This is a genomic window from Streptomyces tropicalis, from assembly GCF_029269835.1.
GTDB classification, from domain to species: domain Bacteria; phylum Actinomycetota; class Actinomycetes; order Streptomycetales; family Streptomycetaceae; genus Streptomyces; species Streptomyces tropicalis.
The window spans coordinates 79783-96797 of sequence record NZ_JARJBB010000001.1 but is presented as its reverse complement, the minus strand read 5'-3'; the positions used below and the strand labels follow the sequence as shown (position 1 = coordinate 96797).

The 17015-nt window shown below is 74.9% G+C and carries 13 protein-coding genes; 7 read left to right on the top strand and 6 right to left on the bottom strand.

Features of this window, described 5'->3' with window-relative positions:
* Positions 1–76 precede the first annotated feature (76 nt).
* Together P3H78_RS00420 and P3H78_RS00415 are read right to left on the bottom strand one after the other, a co-directional pair.
* Positions 77–2161, bottom strand: coding sequence for a YhgE/Pip family protein (locus tag P3H78_RS00420; protein WP_276106667.1), 2085 nt, complete (start codon positions 2159–2161; stop codon positions 77–79).
* The gene (locus P3H78_RS00415) at positions 2133–3068 is read right to left on the bottom strand and encodes an ATP-binding cassette domain-containing protein (protein WP_276106666.1); all 936 of its coding nucleotides are present in this window, start codon (positions 3066–3068) and stop codon (positions 2133–2135) included. The genes P3H78_RS00420 and P3H78_RS00415 overlap by 29 nt, the downstream gene beginning before the upstream one ends.
* A 164-nt stretch (positions 3069–3232) precedes the next feature.
* On the opposite strand from P3H78_RS00415, the gene P3H78_RS00410 reads away from it, so the two are divergent.
* The 3 genes from P3H78_RS00410 (at position 3233) to P3H78_RS00400 (ending at position 5378) form a co-directional block, all read left to right on the top strand.
* Entirely contained in the window at positions 3233–3796 is a 564-nt protein-coding gene (locus P3H78_RS00410) for an SAV_6107 family HEPN domain-containing protein (RefSeq protein WP_276106665.1), read from the top strand.
* Between the two features lie 199 nt (positions 3797–3995).
* A complete protein-coding gene (locus tag P3H78_RS00405) occupies positions 3996–4766 on the top strand; it encodes a methyltransferase (RefSeq protein ID WP_276106664.1) in 771 nt (256 codons plus the stop codon).
* Between the two features lie 222 nt (positions 4767–4988).
* A complete protein-coding gene (locus P3H78_RS00400; RefSeq protein ID WP_276106663.1) occupies positions 4989–5378 on the top strand; it encodes an SCO2097 family morphological protein in 390 nt (129 codons plus the stop codon).
* Between the two features lie 195 nt (positions 5379–5573).
* Here the strand turns inward: P3H78_RS00400 and P3H78_RS00395 are convergent, their stop codons facing one another.
* The 4 genes from P3H78_RS00395 to P3H78_RS00380 form a co-directional block, all read right to left on the bottom strand.
* Entirely contained in the window at positions 5574–7988 is a 2415-nt protein-coding gene (locus tag P3H78_RS00395) for a transglutaminase TgpA family protein (protein WP_276106662.1), read from the bottom strand.
* A complete protein-coding gene (locus tag P3H78_RS00390) occupies positions 7985–9370 on the bottom strand; it encodes a DUF58 domain-containing protein (protein WP_276106661.1) in 1386 nt (461 codons plus the stop codon). Before P3H78_RS00390 ends, P3H78_RS00395 begins: the two co-directional genes overlap by 4 nt.
* Positions 9370–10407 carry an AAA family ATPase gene (locus P3H78_RS00385; RefSeq protein WP_276106660.1) on the bottom strand — a complete coding sequence of 346 codons (1038 nt, stop codon included), beginning with the start codon at positions 10405–10407 and terminating at the stop codon, positions 9370–9372. The genes P3H78_RS00390 and P3H78_RS00385 overlap by 1 nt, the downstream gene beginning before the upstream one ends.
* Before the next feature lie 281 nt (positions 10408–10688).
* Positions 10689–11237 (bottom strand): beta-class carbonic anhydrase, encoded by a 549-nt coding sequence (locus P3H78_RS00380; protein ID WP_276106659.1) that lies wholly within the window; start codon positions 11235–11237, stop codon positions 10689–10691.
* 444 nt (positions 11238–11681) lie between these two features.
* On the opposite strand from P3H78_RS00380, the gene rsmH reads away from it, so the two are divergent.
* The 4 genes from rsmH (at position 11682) to P3H78_RS00360 (ending at position 17015) form a co-directional block, all read left to right on the top strand.
* Entirely contained in the window at positions 11682–12638 is a 957-nt protein-coding gene (rsmH, locus tag P3H78_RS00375; RefSeq protein ID WP_276106658.1) for a 16S rRNA (cytosine(1402)-N(4))-methyltransferase RsmH, read from the top strand.
* Between the two features lie 76 nt (positions 12639–12714).
* Complete coding sequence (gene ftsL / locus P3H78_RS00370; RefSeq protein WP_276106657.1) at positions 12715–13329, top strand: cell division protein FtsL; 615 nt, start codon at positions 12715–12717, stop codon at positions 13327–13329.
* Between the two features lie 5 nt (positions 13330–13334).
* A complete protein-coding gene (locus tag P3H78_RS00365) occupies positions 13335–15296 on the top strand; it encodes a peptidoglycan D,D-transpeptidase FtsI family protein (protein ID WP_276106656.1) in 1962 nt (653 codons plus the stop codon).
* Between the two features lie 63 nt (positions 15297–15359).
* Positions 15360–17015 carry a UDP-N-acetylmuramoyl-L-alanyl-D-glutamate--2,6-diaminopimelate ligase gene (locus P3H78_RS00360; RefSeq protein ID WP_276106655.1) on the top strand — a complete coding sequence of 552 codons (1656 nt, stop codon included), beginning with the start codon at positions 15360–15362 and terminating at the stop codon, positions 17013–17015.

Below are 17015 nucleotides of genomic sequence, written 5' to 3'. Positions count from 1 at the left end.
GTCCCGATTCTCACAGGAACGGTCGGCCCGGCGGACACGGAGTCCCCGCCGGGCCGCGCCGCCGCGGCGGCGGAGGTCACAGCGTCAGCTCCGGGTGCAGCCGGTCCAGCGTCCACACCTGGCGGCGCCGGGCCGACAGGGCGGTCAGCGCCAGCGCGCCCGCGGTGAAGGCGGCGAGCACCGCGCAGGCCGTCCAGACCGGGCCGAGGCCGCCGCCGGTGATCAGCCTGCGGAGCGCCGCGACGATGTAGCTCATCGGCAGGAAGGGGTGGATCGCGCTGAAGAAGCCGGGGCTGGTCTGCACCGGGTAGGTGCCGCCCGCCGAGGTCAGCTGGAGCATCAGCAGCGCCAGCACCAGGATCCGGCCCGCCGCGCCGAAGCGCGCGTTCAGCCACTGCACGATCGCCGCGAAGCACGCCGCCACCAGGAACAGGAAGCCGACCGTGCCGGCCGCCCGCACCATCTGCAGGCCGATCGCCCAGTGCAGCACCGCCATCAGCGCCGAGGTCTGGAGCACCCCGATCGCCACCACCGGCAGCCAGCCCGCCAGCGCGATCCGACCGGCTGCGGCGCCCGCGGCCAGCGCACGCCGGTTCATCGGCGCGATCAGCATGTACGCCACCATGGCCCCCACCCACAGCGACAGCGGGATGAAGTACGGGGCGAACCCGGTGCCGTAGTTCGGCGCGTGGTGCATGTCGTGGGCGGCCAGCTGGACCGGGTCGGCCATGACGTCGGTGCGCCGGTCGCGGTCCTTCTTGCCGTAGTCGGGGACCTGGCGGGCGCCGTCGTGCAGGCCGCCGGCCAGCTTCCCGGAGCCGTCGGCCAGCTTGAACATGCCGCCGTTCAGGTCGTCGGCGCCCGTCTTGAGCCGGCCGACGCCGGTGTCGAGGTCGGCCGCGCCGGACTTGGCCGTGCCCAGGCCCGCGTGCAGCTGCTTCGCACCCGCGGCGACCTTCCCGGCGCCCTGGTTCAGCTTGTTGATCTTCCTGACGGCGTCGGTGAGGTCCTCGGAGAGGTGGGGCGCACGGGCCGACAGTGCCTCCGCCTGCCTCTGCAGGGTGCCGAGGTCGGAGTCGAGCGTCTTCAGGTCGCCGTGCTGGTCCGCGATCAGCGTGTTGAGGTCGTCGGCGATGGCGGCGACGTCGGCCGCGGACTGCTTCGCCTTCTTCAGGTCGGGGCAGGCCGGGTCCGGCAGCAGGGCCTTCTCGCAGCGCCGGGCGTAGATGTCGTCCAGGGCGGCGGAGACCGCGTGCGCACCCCTGGCCGCACCCGGCGCGTGCTTCACCAGCGTGGCGAGGTTGTCGCGGACCGTCCTGGCGGAGTCGGCGACCAGCCGGGCGGTGTCGCCGATGGTCTTCTCGTTGTCCCGGACGTACGGGCCCACCGCGCCGTCGACCCCGTTGACCTTGTCGGCGAGTGCCTGCGTGCCGTCGGCGACCCGCCGCGAGCCGTCCTCCAGGTCGCCCGCGCCGGTGGTGAGCCTGCGCAGGCCGCCCGACAGCTTGCCGCTGCCCTTGCGGGCCTCGGCCAGACCGTCGGCGAGGTCCTTGGAGCCCTTCTCCGCCTTGCCGATGCCGCCCTTGAGCCGGTCGGCGCCGTGCGCTGCCTCCACCGTCCGGCCGTGGATGTCGGAGAACGAGATGAAGATCCGGTCGAAGAAGGACCGCGACGCCTTGGTGGAGGCCGCCGAGCGGACCTCGTTGAAGACGGTCTTGGAGATCTGCCCGACGATGTAGTTGTTCGCGTCGTTCGTGCGGACCTGGAGCGCGCTGGTCTCCGGGGAGTCGCCGGCGCTGGAGGCGATCCGCCGGCTGAAGTCGGCGGGCATGGTGAGCGACAGGTAGTACGTGCCGTCCTCGACGCCCCGGCGGGCCTCGTCGGCGTCCACCCGGTGCCAGTCGAAGACGTCGCTCTTGACGAGCCCTTCGGTCAGGTCGTCGCCGGCCCGCAGCCGGTGGCCGCCGGCGGTCGCGCCCCGGTCGTCGTTCACCAGCGCCACCGGGATGCGGTCCAGGCGGCCGTACGGGTCCCAGAAGGACCACAGGTACAGCGCGCCGTAGAGCAGCGGCAGCACCAGCAGTGCCACCAGGGCCGCCCGCGGTAGCTTCCCCCGCCCGAAGCGCCTCAGCTCAAGCGCGGCCAGTTTCGGCGAGCGCATCGGCCGCCCCCTTCCCCTCGTCGTCGTCGGCGGTGCCCGTGCGCGGCGCGCCGCCGGATGCCGCGGTGTCCGCCGGCGGCCGGTCCGCCCCGGCGCCGCCCGCCCCGCCGGCGGCCCGTTCCCCGGCCGCGTCCTCGGCGTTCTCCTCGCCCGTGGTGCCACCGGCGTTCCCGGCGCCGGCGTCCGCGGCCGGTGCCGTGGACACCCGGACCGCGTCCGCAGGCGCCTCGCTGCACGCCGCGACCACCGTCGTCCCGGAGGCCGCCAGCGTGCGCAACAGGTCCCAGACGGCGGCCCGCTCGTCGTCCGAGAGCTTGAAGTCCGCGTCGTCCACGGCGAGCAGCCGCGGTCGCGCCATGAGCGCGAGCGCGACGGACAGGCGCAGCGCCTCCGGCCGCTCCAGGTCCCGGACGGCGGTGCGCAGCCCCTTGGGCAGGGTCTCCGGGTCGAGCCCGGCGGACGCCAGCGCGGTGTCGACGAGCAGCTTCGCCTCCGCCCGCCGCTCGGTGCGCGGCCGCAGCAGCCCCCGCACGGAGTCGCCGAACCTGCGCTGCAGCAGCGCCCGTTCGCGCAGGTGCTCCCCGACGGTCAGGGCCTGGTCGAGGTCGGTGACGCCGGCGACGTTGGCGAGGGCGCTGACGCGGCGCAGCGCGGCCATCTGCCGGGGCGGCGCGAAACCGCCGACCTCGGCCACTCCCTCGGTGGGCTTCATCCGCCCGGTGAGCGCGAGCAGCAGGCACGTGCGGCCGGACCCGGACGGGCCCGCGACCGCGATGAGCGCGCCGGGCTCCGCGTCCAGCCGGACACCGCGGAACGCATGGCCGCGGGGCCCCCGCAGACCGAAGTCGCGGGCCGTGATCCCGAGGCCGTGCGCCGTGTCCCGAGGGTTGTCCTGCGAGCCGTCCACGGCTCCCCCTCCCCCTGCAATTTTTGAACTGACTGGTCAGTGCAAAAACTACCCCGAACCTACGAGCGAAGCAAAAGCGCAGGTCGGAACGGATTGTCAGTGCCATACCGCACGATGGGGCACATACGGCACCTGTGCCGTATCCAGACGACAGGAGGTTCGTCATGGCCAACTCGCCCGCAGCCGCCGCCCGTCGGCGCGCCGCCGCCGGCCCTGCCCCCTCACTGACCGGCCCGGCGAGCGACGTGCACCCCGTACTGCGCCGCGCCTCGGCCCCGCCCGCCGCCCTCGACCTGCTCGCCCAGGCCCGCGCCGGACTCGACGAGGCCGCCGTCCTCCCCACCCCGAACGAGCGGTATGCCACCGCCCACCTCGCCGCCCTGCGCACCGCCGCCGCGGTGCTCGCCGCCCGAGGCCGCCCCGAGACCACGCCCAGGCGCCGCGCCCGCATCCGCAGCGTCTGGGAGGTGCTCCCCGAGACAGCACCCGAACTGTCCGAGTGGAGCGCCCTGTTCGCCGCGGGCGCCCAGCGCCGTGCCCGCGCCGAGGCCGGCATCCGCGACGCGGCCGGCCACCGGGACGCCGACGACCTCATACGCGACGCGGCCGTGTTCCTCCGGCTCGTCGAGCGGATGCTCGTGCCCCAGCCGGTGCTCCCGCAGCCCCGCCGGGACGCGGAGCCGCCGGGCGGCGGACGCGGCCGACACGACCTGCCCGACGCGGGCTGAGCGGGTCCCGGGCCGCGGCCGGACGGAGGCCGCCGGGCCCGTGCCGGGGCGTCCCGGCACGGGTCAGGGGCAGGTCGGGCCGCGGAGGCAATAGGGTGGAGGACGCCTGACGCCTTCCCCCTCCCGGATCCCGGGGCGGGAGGGCCGACCGATCGCTCCGCCGTGCCAGAGGCGGTGCCGCGCCGAGGAGTCAACTGCCGTGTCGGACCCGATGCGCCCCCGCGCTTCTCTCCGTACCGCCGTGGTCTGGGAGGTCCTCCAGGACGCCCTGGACCGCCGGGTCAAGGCCACGGGCCGTGAGTCGCTGGACGTCCTCGACACCGGCGGCGGCAGCGGCAACTTCGCGGTGCCCCTGGCCCGCCTCGGCCACCGCGTCACCGTCGTCGACCCCAGCCCCAACGCGCTCTTCGCGCTGGAGCGCCGGGCCGCCGAGGCCGGCGTGGCCGACCGGGTGCGCGGCGTCCAGGGCGATGCCCACGGCCTGTTCGAGGTGGTCGAGCGCGGCGGCCACGACGTCGTCCTGTGCCACGGCGTGCTGGAGTACGTCGACGACCCCGCCGAGGGCCTCGGCAACGCGGTCGCCGCACTCCGTCCCGGCGGTGTGCTCAGCCTGCTCGCCGCGGGGCTCGGCGGCGCCGTGCTGGCGCGTGCCCTGGCGGGCCACTTCACCGAGGCCCGCACGGCCCTCCAGGACCCCGCCGGACGCTGGGGCGCGGGCGACCCGGTGCCCCGCCGCTTCACCGCCGAGCAGCTCACCGCGCTCGTCGAGGGCGCGGGCCTGCGGGTCGGCGCGGTGCACGGCGTACGGGTCTTCGCCGACCTCGTCCCCGGGGTGCTGGTGGACACCGAACCCGGTTCCCTCGACGCCCTGCTGAAGCTGGAGGCGGCGGCGGCCGAGCTCCCCGCGTTCCACTCCGTGGCGACCCAGCTCCACGTCCTCGGCGAGACGCGCGGTGCCGAGGAGGCCTGAGCGGCCCCCCGCTTGCGGGCCGTGCGCCGTATGATCGGAGAAGACCGCCCGGCATGACGGGCCGGACGCCGGGGAATGGAAGCCTCAGCGAGCCGGGTCGGCCACGGCGGAATCCGGTTTGGTCAGTTGGCGCAGAGGGGCGGGTTTCACGGGGGCGATTCCCTGCCTATCCTGAAGGGACCCCCCGGGTCGCCCCGGCGACTGCACGATGAGGAGGACTCCGTGCCGCTCTCGGAGCACGAGCAGCGCATGCTCGAGCAGATGGAGCGAGCGCTGTACGCCGAAGATCCCAAGTTCGCGTCGGCGCTCGAGGGAAGCGGGCTGCGTACGTACACCCGACGGCGGGTCTACCAGGCGGTCGCGGGCTTCCTCGCAGGTGTCGCGCTCCTCATGGCAGGAGTGGTCGCCCAGCTCATCTGGGTCAGCGTCGTCGGCTTCCTCGTGATGCTGGGCTGTGCCGTGCTGGCCGTGACGGGCTGGCGCAAGGCCCCCAAGCCGGGCGAGCAGGCCGTCCGCGGTCCGCAGGCCCGTCGGCAGCCGCCTCCGAAGCGCTCGGTGATGGACCGGATCGAGCAGCGGTGGCAGCGCCGCCGGGACGAGCAGGGCCACTAGCCCGCCGGCCGTCCCCCGTGCATCGCGGAGGGGGTGACCACCGAGGGTGGTCACCCCCTCACGCATGTCCCGACGGGGTCCGCGCCGGGCGGTCGGGCACGAGCTGGGCCGCCGGGGCCGGGTCGCCGGGCGTGCGCGCCGGCCCGTGCGGAGTGCTGCGAGCCGGCACCGGGCGGCGGCCGACGCCGCCCGGGCTCAGCCCCGCTGTCCCGACGCCCGGCGCAGGGACGGGCGGTGGAAGGGCGGGCGGGGGAGGGACGCCAGGGAGGACGCGGTGCGGGTCCGGAGCGTCGCCCAGCGTGCCGAGGCCGCCCACCCGAGCCGAGCGGCCGAGCGCGGGGCGAACGTGGCGCGCAGTCGCGCCCCCCGGCCGGACCCGCCGCGCAGCCCGTCGGCGACCGCGCGGACGTCGTCGGCGAGTCCCGCCGCCGGACGCGGGTGCGGGGCGTAGAGGACCTGCTCCACCGCGTCCGCCAGCCGGTGCACACCGGCCGCCGCCGCCGGCTCCAGACGGCCGAGGCGGGCGATCCGGGCGGCCGTCCCGCGCGGGGTCTGCGAGCCGTCCGGCACGATGCCGAAGTCCCAGGCCGTGTCCGTCAGTTCCTGCCAGGCGGCCAGGACGCGGGCCGTGGCCTGCCCCTCGCCGCGCCCCCGCGTGCCCAGCCGCACGGTCCGCATCCGACGGCGCCACAGCAGCGGCGTCAGCGGCAGCGCGAGCGCCACCGCCGCACCGAGCGCCCAGGCCAGGGCGGCATACCACGGCGGACCCCCGCCGTCTCGGGGGAGCGCGGTCTGCGGGACGGTGCTTCCGCAGTCGTCGAGCCGCCGCTGCTGCGGAGTGCAGCTCCGGTTCGCGGAGGGCGCCGCGGAGGGCGTCCCGCCGGCCTCCCGGGTCGGTGCCGTCGGCGTCGGCACCGAGTCGCCCGGCGTGTCCGAGCGGGTGTAGGACGGCGTCGAGCCCCGGGTCGGGGTCGGCTCGAACCGGGTCCAGCCGACGCCCTCGAAGTACAGCTCCGGCCAGGCGTGCGCGTCCCTCAGCCCCACCGCCACCGTGCCGTCGGCCTGCGGGGAGCCAGGGGCGAAGCCCACCGCGACCCGGGCCGGGATGCCGAGCGTGCGCGCCATCGCCGCCATCGCGAAGGAGAAGTGCACGCAGAAGCCCCGCTTGTCCTTCAGGAACCGCTCGATGGCCTGCGGGCCGGTGCCCACCTGCACCTGGGTGTCGTACTGGAAGCCGCCGTTCAGCGCGAACCAGTCCTGGAGCTTGACCGCCTGCTCGTAGTGGTTCGCCGCCCCGTCGGTGACCTTCAGAGCGGTCGCCAGGACGGCCCCCGGCAGCGAGTCGGGCACCTTGGTGTACTCGCGCCGCAGGGCCGCCGGCGGCGCCGGCGCGTCGGCCAGCTGCTCCGGCGTCGGCTCCACGTCCAGGCTCCGCACCTGGTAGCGGGCCCCGCGGGTGCTCTGGCCCCGGTCGCCGACCAGGGTCATGCCCAGCGGCTCGTAGCGCCAGGTGCCTCCGATGCGCACCCCGCTCGGCGGGTACGGCATCGGCAGCCAGTCCTGCGCGTACCAGTCGGCCGTGGCGACGGACGTGGTGATCTCGGTGCGCCGGACGTCCGGAGCGAGGCCGGCCGGGGCGGGGAAGGTGTCCGGCACGCCGGTGACGTGCCGCTGCGACGGCTTCCACGTGACGCCGTCGAAGTCGTCCAGGGAGACGATGCGCAGGTACAGGTCCGACAGGTCGGAGGAGGTCGTGCGCAGCGACATGACCGTGCGGTCCTCGTTCACGTTCAGGCTGTCGCGCAGGGACACCAGCGGGTTCACCGCGGAGATCGTGCCGCCGTCCCCGTCGCCCGGGCCGACGCCGGTCCCGGAACCGCCCAGCAGCCCGCCCTGGAGGGACGGCAGCGCGAGCGGCACCAGCAGCGCCGCGCCCAGTGCGACCGCGCCGATGCGCCGCCCGGTCCGCACCGGTGCCACCGCGGCCCCCGGATCCCCGCCCGGGGTGCGGGCCGCCCCGGCGAACACCCGCCCCCACTGCGCGAGCCGGTCCCGGCCCTCGGCGAGCAGCAGGGCCAGATAGCCCGCGGCCGCGAGCAGGAACCACAGCCAGTCGGCGTGCCCGTCGGACAGGCCCGCGGCGACGGAGTAGAGCGCCAGCAGCGGCAGGCCCGCGGGGGCCGCGCTGCGGAAGGTCACCGCGAGGGTGTCCACGATCAGCCCGATCACCAGGACACCGCCGACGAGCAGCAGCCGTATCCCGGCGGACAGCGGCGCCGGGATCGCGTAGCGGCCCACGTCGGCCGATCCCTGCTGGAACAGGTCCGCGAAGCGGCGCACGGCGTCCGGGCCGGGCACGATCCCGGCGACAGCCTGCCCGTGGGCGAAGACCAGGGTCAGCAGGAGCAGTGCGGCCAGGGCCTGCGCGGCCACGGTCAGCGGCCGCGCCAGCGGCACCCGCCGCGCGGCCACGCCGACCGCCGACTGCACCGCCAGCATGACCGCCGCCTGCACGATCCAGGTCGCGGGCGAGACCAGCGGCAGCAGCGCACAGGACGCCGCCAGCGTGGCCAGCGCCGCGCACAGCGCCAGTCGTGTCCGCCCGCTCATGGGCGCCCCTCCCCGTGATGGGTGCCGTGGACCGCTCCGCTCGCCGCGCCGGCGGCCGTGCGCTCACGGTCGGCCTGCCGCCAGAGCGCCTCCAGGGAGGCCCCCGGCGGCACCGGCACCGCGGTCCAGCCCGCGTCCCGCAGCAACCGCAGCCGCTCCCCGCGGTGGTGCGCCGGTCCGGGCACGTCGGTCGGCTCCCGCGCCCATTCCGCGCCGTCCAGCACGAAGGCGACCGCTCCGCCGCTGCGCTGGCGCATCCGTGCGGCGATCGCGGCCTGCTCCTCGTCGAGATCGCCGAGGAAGGCCACCAGGAGCCCCTCGTTGCCGCCGCGCAGCATGTCGTACGCCCGGGACAGGCCCGCCCCGTCCGAGTGGTCGATCACGGCGAGGGTGTCCAGCATCAGCCCGGCGGCCTCCGCCGACCCCGCCCCGGCGCTCGCGAACCCGTCGGCCCCCTCGCCGGGGACCGTGTCGCCGGTGTCCGTCAGCAGCCGTACCGAGAAGCCCTGTTCCAGCATGTGCACCAGCACCGACGCGACGCCCGACACCGCCCATTCGAAGGCCGAGTCCGGGCCCGAGCCGTGGAAGGCCAGGTACCGGGTGTCCAGCAGGACGGTGCAGCGGGCGCGCTGCGGCTGCTCCTCCCGGCGGACCATCAGCTCGCCGTAGCGGGCGGTGGAGCGCCAGTGCACGCGGCGCAGGTCGTCCCCGTACCGGTACCCGCGCGGGATCACGTCGTCCTCGCCGGCCAGCGCCAGCGAGCGCTGCCGTCCGTCGCCGTACCCCCGCGCCTCCCCGCTCAGCCGCACCGGCGGGAGCGGATCGACGCGCGGGACGACGGTGAGGGTGTCGAACGAGGAGAAGGACCGGGTCAGTTCGCACATGCCGAACGGGTCGGTCAGACGCAGCTGGAGCGGGCCGAGCGGATAGCGGCCGCGGAGGTCGGAGCGGACCCGGTAGGACACCTCGCGGCGGCCGCCCGGCTCCACGCGGTCCAGCACGAAGCGCGGCCGCGGGCCGAGCACGTACGGCACCCGGTCCTGGAGCATGAGCAGTCCCGTGGGCAGCCGGGAGACGTTCTCCGTGCGCAGGTGCACGCGGGCCTCGCTGCCGGCGGGCACGCGCGCGGGGGAGAGCCGGCGGGTGCCGGCGACCCGGTGGCGGGTGCGCAGCAGCACCGCGGCGCAGACCAGGGGCAGCACCGCGAGCAGCAGCCCCACCCGGAGCAGGTCGGCCTGCCCGAGGACGTAGGCGCAGATCGCGGCCGCGATCCCGGCGGCCAGGAAGGAGCGCCCGCGGGTGGTGAGACCCGCCAGCGCGGTGCGCACTCCGTCCCCGCCGTCCCGGTCGTCCTCCGCGTGCTCCGGCCCGGCGGCGGCCATCAGAGCCTCCGCGGCGGCTGCTGGCCGTACGCCGGCGTGCCGGAGGCGAGGCCGAAGCCGCTCTGCTGCCCCGGCGCCGCGGGCACCGGCGTGCTCTGCAGGATCTCCTGGACGACCTGCTCGGAGGTCCGGCGGTTGAGCTGGGCCTGGGCGGTGGGCAGCAGCCGGTGGGCCAGCACGCTCACGGCCAGGTCCTGCACGTCGTCCGGGAGGGCGTACTCCCGGCCGCCCAGCGCGGCGGCCGCCTTCGCGGCGCGCAGCAGGTGCAGCGTGGCGCGCGGCGAGGCGCCGAGTCTGAGGTCGGGGTGGGTGCGTGTGGCGGCGACCAGGTCCACCGCGTACCGCCGGACCGTCTCGGCGACGTGGACGCCGCGGACCGCCTCGACCAGCTTGCTGATGTCGTGCGCGTGGGCGACGGGCTGCAGGTCGTCCAGCGGGTTCGCCCCGCCGTGCACGTCCAGCATCTCCACCTCGGCCTCCGGGCTCGGATAGCCGATGGAGACGCGGGCCATGAAGCGGTCGCGCTGGGCCTCGGGCAGCGGGTAGGTGCCCTCCATCTCGACCGGGTTCTGGGTGGCGACCACCATGAACGGGCTCGGCAGCTCGTAGGTCTGCCCGTCGATGGTGACCTGGCGCTCCTCCATCGACTCCAGCAGGGCCGACTGGGTCTTGGGCGAGGCGCGGTTGATCTCGTCGCCGATCACGATCTGCGCGAAGATCGCCCCGGGCTTGAACTCGAAGTCCCGGCGCTGCTGGTCCCAGATGGACACGCCGGTGATGTCCGACGGCAGCAGGTCCGGCGTGAACTGGATGCGGCGCACCGAGCAGTCGATGGACCGCGCGAGCGCCTTGGCCAGCATGGTCTTGCCGACGCCGGGGACATCCTCGATCAGAAGATGCCCCTCGGCGAGCAGCACGGTCAGCGAAAGCCGTACGACCTCGGGCTTGCCCTCGATCACTGCTTCCACCGAACTGCGGACGCGCTCCGCAGTGGCGGTCAGATCAGTGAGGCTCGCTCGATCGTCATAGGTCGTCACCCGGCCCTCCTCGGCCTTTCCCCGCGCCCTGGGACGGGCGGGGGATTCCCCAGCTCTTGACGGGCCGATCCGCACCGCGGCACGGATCGGCCCACCCCGAATCACGGACACCACACGGCACAATGCGTGGTGCCACCCCCGCATTCTTGTGGCCGTTACCGGTTCGTGTCACTCGCCTGTGGACAACTGGCTGCGATATGTCAGGTCTTAGGGCTTTTTGTGGGTGATGGGGCCCGGGTGGCAACCCGGCGGAAGCGGGACGTCCGGGGCGGGCGCCCCGGTCAGGCCGGGTCGATCTCGCGCAGCAGGCCCGTCTTCACGTCGAAGACGAAGCCCCGCACGTCGTCGGTGTGCAGCAGGAAGGGTGAGGTGCGCACCCGCTGCATGGACTGGCGCACGTCCTGGTCGGCGTCCCGGAAGGACTCCACGGCCCAGGAGGGACGCTGCCCGACCTCCATCTCCAGGTCGTGCCGGAACTCCTCGGTGAGCGATTCCAGCCCGCAGCCCGTGTGGTGGATGAGCACCACGCTGCGGGTGCCCAGCGCGCGCTGGCTGATGGTCAGGGAGCGGATCACGTCGTCGGTGACGACGCCGCCCGCGTTGCGGATGGTGTGGCAGTCGCCGAGCGCGAGGCCCAGTGCGGCGTGCAGGTCGATCCGGGCGTCCATGCACGACACCACGGCGACACCGAGCACCGGCCGGGCGTCCATCCCGGGGTCGGTGAAGGCGTCGGCGTAGCGCTGGTTGGCCTCGACGAGGCGCTCGGTGACGGAACCGCCGCCCGTTATGGCGTCTTCGGAACCGGCGGGAACTGCTGCAGAAGTCGTCATACTCATGACGTTACTGGTCACGCGCGGTCCGGTCCTGCTGTGAGGGGGGACAAAGAACGCCAGTGCCGCTTGTTGTGAGCGACTCCACACGCACCGCAACGGACACCTGAATGGGTGAATCCTTTCGCATTCCGGTGTCATCACCCCTCCGGTGGGCGACGCGCAGGCCAGTTGATTGACCGCGCCACAGGGTGGACTAAAGTGACGCGAAGCGGGAGGCGCGGATCTCCCCGCTGACTGCAATTCCCCGGAGACCCCGGCACCCGCGCGGACCGTCTCCCCACGCGCGCGGCGCGTACGTACGGCTCGGCCTCCTCCCACCGCCGGCCGGCCGACGCCTCCGGCGCCGGCGGGCCTCCCGCCATCGGGGCACCCCCGGCGTCAGCCGGAGGAGGGACGTGACCCGGCGGCACGTGCGGCCCGCGCCGGATCTGAGAGGGCCCCTTGAGCCAGAGCCGACACGTCCCCGTGATGCTCCAGCGGTGCCTGGACCTGCTGGCGCCCGCCCTGGAGCGCCCGGGAGCGGTGGTCGTCGACTGCACCCTCGGCCTCGGCGGCCACAGCGAGGCGCTGCTCACCCGCTTCCCGGAGGCCCGGCTCGTCGCCCTCGACCGCGACAAGGAGGCGCTGCGCCTGTCCGGCGAGCGCCTCGCGCCCTTCGGCGGGCGCGCCACCCTCGTGCACGCCGTCTACGACGAACTGCCGGACGTGCTCGCCCGGCTCGGCATCCCGCGCGTGCAGGGCGTCCTGTTCGACCTCGGCGTCTCCTCCATGCAGCTCGACGAGGCCGACCGCGGCTTCGCCTACGCCCAGGACGCGCCGCTGGACATGCGTATGGACCAGACGGCCGGGATGAGCGCCGCCGAGGTCCTGAACACCTACCCGCCGGGCGAACTGGTCCGCATCCTGCGCGCCTACGGCGAGGAGAAGCAGGCCAAGCGGATCGTGTCCGCGATCGTGCGCGAGCGCGAGAAGGAGCCCTTCTCCACCAGCGCCCGCCTGGTCGAGCTGATCCGCGACGCCCTGCCGCAGGCCGCCAAGCGCACCGGCGGCAACCCGGCCAAGCGCACCTTCCAGGCGCTGCGCATCGAGGTCAACGGCGAACTGTCGGTCCTGGAACGGGCGATCCCGGCCGCGGTGAAGGCCCTCGCCGTCGACGGCCGGATCGCCGTCCTCTCGTACCACTCGCTCGAAGACCGGCTGGTGAAGCAGGTGTTCGCCGCCGGCGCGGCCGGCACGGCGCCCCCCGGCCTGCCGGTCGTCCCCGAGCGCTACCAGCCCCGGCTCAAGCTGCTGACGCGCGGTGCCGAACTTCCCACCGAGGAAGAGATCGCCGAGAACCGGCGGGCGGCACCCGCCCGGCTGCGCGGGGCCCAGCGCATCAGGGAGGACATCGAGTGAGGCAGCTGACGGGGCGGCCGCGGCGGGTGCGCCCCCGCGGGACGGACGGGCACGGCGAGCGGACCCTGGGGGACCGGTGAACAGGAGACCCGAACTGAGAGGCCGTGCCGCCCGGCTCGCGCGGCTCCTTCCGGCGGGCCGCGGTCAGGCGGCCCGGGCGCCCTTCGTCCTCCTCGTCGTGCTCCTCCTCGGCGGCGGCCTGATCGGGCTGCTGGTGCTGAACTCCGCCCTCAGCGAGGGCGCGTTCCAGCTGGACGACCTGCAGAAGGACACCAAGAGCCTCACCGACGAGCAGCAGGCCCTCCAGCGGGACATCGACTCCTACTCCGCCCCGGACGCCCTCCAGCGCCGGGCGCAGCAGCTCGGCATGGTGCCCGGCGGCGATCCGGCCTTCCTGGGCCCCGGGGGCACCGTCAGGGGCGTCCCCTCGGCGGCCGCCGCCCAGGCCGCGCCGCAGGACCTGCCGGTCTCGCTGCGGCCACCCCGGACCCCGGCCGCCCCGGCCGCCCCGGGCGGCTCCTCCGCCACCGCACCCCCCGCGTCCCCGGCCGGCGGCCAGACCGCCGTGCCCGGCGCGGTAGCGCCCTCCGCGAAGAGCCCCGCGCCCGCGGCCCCCGGGGGCGCCCCGCCCACCGGCCAGGCCGCCCCCACCGCGGGCCGGGCCGCCCCGACCACGACCCCCGGCAGGTGACGGAAGTGTCCGACAGGCAAGCGCCGCGCCGCCGGGTGCCCGGACCCGCCCGGCCCGCCCGCTCCGGCGGCTCCGCCGGCCGGGAGCGGCCCGCCCCCGGGGCCCGCCCGGCCTACCGCCCCACCCCGCGCCGCCCCCCGCCGCCGAACGCCCTCCGCCTCGGCAGCCCCCGCCCGCGCCTGCGGATGGTCGTCCTCACGCTCACCCTGGTGCTGCTCGTCTTCGTCGGACGGCTGCTCCAGGTGCAGGCCGTCGACGCCAGCGCGTACGCCGCCAAGGCCGACGAGAACCGGTACGTCGTCCACACGCTCGCCGCCGAGCGCGGCGGCATCACCGACCGCAACGGCGTGGCCCTCGCGAACAGCGTGGACGCCGAGGACATCACCGCCGACCCGACGATGTTCGGGCGCGACCAGCTGAAGATCGGCGACGGGCCCCAGCGGGCCGCCGCCCTGCTGGCCCCGATCCTCGGCCAGGACCAGGAGGCGCTCACCCGCAGGCTCAGCACCCGCAACACCCGCTACGTGCTGCTCGCCCGCCGCCAGACCCCACAGGTCTGGAAGCAGATCAAGGATTTGAAGGCCGCCCTCACCAAGAAGGGGCGGAAGGACCCGGCCACGGTCAACGTCCTCGCCGGCGTCTTCTCCGACCCCAGCAGCAAGCGCGTGTACCCCAACGGCGACCTCGCCGCCGGGATACTGGGCTGGGTCAACGCCGAGGGACGCGGCGGCGGCGGGATCGAGCAGCAACTGGACAAGCTGCTGTCCGGCAAGTCCGGCAAGATCCGCTACGCCCAGTCCGGCGGCCGGCAGGTGCCCACCGCCGGCTCCGCCGAGACGCCCGCCGTGGCCGGCTCCGACGTCGAGCTGACCATCGACCGGGACATCCAGTGGGCCGCGCAGAACGCCATCACCGACCAGGTGAAGAAGTCCGGCGCGGACCGCGGCTACGTGGTCGTCCAGGACACCCGCACCGGCGAGGTCCTGGCCATGGCCGACTCCCCGGGCTTCGACCCCAACGACCTCACCAGGGCGAACCCGGCCGCCCTCGGCAACGCCGCCGTCCAGGACGCCTACGAGCCCGGCTCCACCGCCAAGGTCATGTCCATGGCCGCCGTGCTCCAGCAGCACGCGGCCGAGCCCCTCACCCACGTCGTGGTGCCCAACCGGCTGCACCGCGGGGACCGGCTCTTCCAGGACGACGTGGACCACGGAACCTGGTACCTCACGCTCAACGGCGTGCTCGCCAAGTCCAGCAACATCGGCACCATCCTGGCCACCGGGCAGCTGGGCCGGACGCAGGCCGAGACCAACCGGATCCTCTACTCGTACCTGCGCAAGTTCGGCATCGGCAGCCACACCGGGCTGGACTTCCCCGGCGAGACCCGGGGCATCCTCGCGCCGCCCGGGAAGTGGTCCACCTCCCAGCAGTACACGATTCCTTTCGGCCAGGGCTTCTCCATCAACGCCATGCAGGCCGCCTCCGTGTACTCGACCATCGCCAACGGCGGCGTCCGCGTCCAGCCGACCCTGGTGCGCGGGACCAGGGGCGCCGACGGCCGCTTCACTCCCGCCCCGAAACCCGGGACGACCAGGGTGGTGGACGCGCGGACGGCGCAGCAGATCGCCCAGATGCTGGAGTCCGTGGTCGACGACGAGCAGGGCACCGGTGTGAAGGCGCGCATCCCCGGGTACCGGGTCGCGGGCAAGACCGGCACGGCCAACCGCGTGGATCCGGCCACCGGCCGGTACCGCGGCTACACCTCGTCCTTCGCCGGTTTCGCCCCGGCCGACAACCCCCGCATCACCGTCTACTGCGCCATCCAGAACGCCACCCGGGGCAGCTACTACGGCGGCCAGATCTGCGGCCCCATCTACAAGCAGGTCATGGAGTTCGCGCTGAAGACCCTCCAGGTGCCGCCGACCGGGGCGCCGGCCGCGAACCTGCCCGTCGACTTCAAGCCGTGACCGGCCCCGCCCCCCGCACCCCACGCGACCGCTCCGCCGCCCCGCACCCGTCAGGAACAGCCCGTGACCACGATCACCCCCGACCCCGGGAACCGCACCCCGTCCGAGGGCTCGCTTCGCCCACAGGCGGGTACGCCCGGTACGCTCACCGCCGTGCCACACGCTGATCAGCCCCGAACCACCCAGAAAGGCGCTTCCGTGACCTATCCGGGACCGCCGCGGCCGGCGCGGGTCTCCGCCACACCCCTTGCGGAGCTCGCCGGTCAGCTGGGTACCGCCGCCCCCGAGTCCGCCGCCGACGTCACGGGCATCACCCACGACTCGCGCGCCGTCCGGCCCGGCGACCTGTACGCCGCGCTGCCCGGAGCCCGCGCCCACGGCGCCGACTTCGTCACCCAGGCCGCCGGCCTCGGCGCCGTCGCCGTGCTCACCGACCCGTCCGGCGCCGAGCGCGCCGCCGCGACCGGCCTGCCGGTCCTGGTCGTCGACGACCCGCGCGGGCGGATGGGCGAACTGGCCGCGACGATCTACGGCCACCCCGGCCGGGACCTCCTCCAGATCGGCATCACCGGCACGTCCGGCAAGACCACGACCGCCTACCTGATCGAGGGCGGCCTGCGGACCGCCCGGTCCACCGGACTGATCGGCACGGTCGAGATGCGTATCGGCGACGAGCGGATCAAGTCCGAGCGCACCACGCCCGAAGCGACCGACCTGCAGGCCCTGTTCGCGGTCATGCGCGAGCGCGGGGTCGACGCCGTGGCCATGGAGGTCTCCAGCCACGCCCTGGTGCTGGGCCGCGTCGACGGCTGCGTCTTCGACATCGGCGTCTTCACCAACCTCAGCCCGGAGCACATGGAGTTCCACTCCGACATGGAGGACTACTTCCGGGCCAAGGCGCAGCTGTTCACGCCCCGCCGCGGCAGGCTCGGCGTGGTCAACGTCGACGACGAGTACGGGCGCCGGCTCGTCCGCGAGGCCACGGTCCCCGTCGTCACCTACTCCGCCGAGGGACACCCCGACGCCGACTGGCGCGCCGCCGACGTCCAGGTCGGCCCGACGGACTCGACGTTCACCGTGATCGGCCCCGAGGGGCAGCGCGTCGCCGCCCGCGCGCCGCTGCCCGGCCCGTTCAACGTGGCCAACACCCTGGCCGCCGTGGTCGCCCTGGCCGCCGCCGGACTCGACCCGCAGACCGCCGCCGACGGCGTCGCCGCCGTGCCGGGCGTGCCCGGCCGCCTGGAGCGCGTGGACGCCGGACAGCCGTACCTGGCCGTCGTCGACTACGCCCACAAGACCGACGCCGTCGAGTCCGTGCTGCGCGCGCTGCGCAAGGTCACCAAGGGCCGGGTGCACGTGGTGCTGGGCTGCGGCGGCGACCGCGACCGGAGCAAGCGCGGGCCGATGGGCGCCGCCGTGGCGCGGCTCGCCGACACCGCCGTACTGACCTCGGACAACCCCCGCTCCGAGGACCCCCTCGCCATCCTCGCGGCCATGCTGGAGGGCGCGGCCGGCGTGCCCGCCCACGAGCGCGGCGAGGTGCTGCTGTTCGAGGAACGGGCCGCCGCCATCGCCGCCGCCGTCGGCCGGGCACGGCCCGGCGACACCGTGCTGGTCGCGGGCAAGGGCCACGAGCAGGGCCAGGACATCGCCGGAGTGGTCCGTCCCTTCGACGACCGCCAGGTGCTTCGCGAAGCTATCCAGAAGACCCAGGGATGA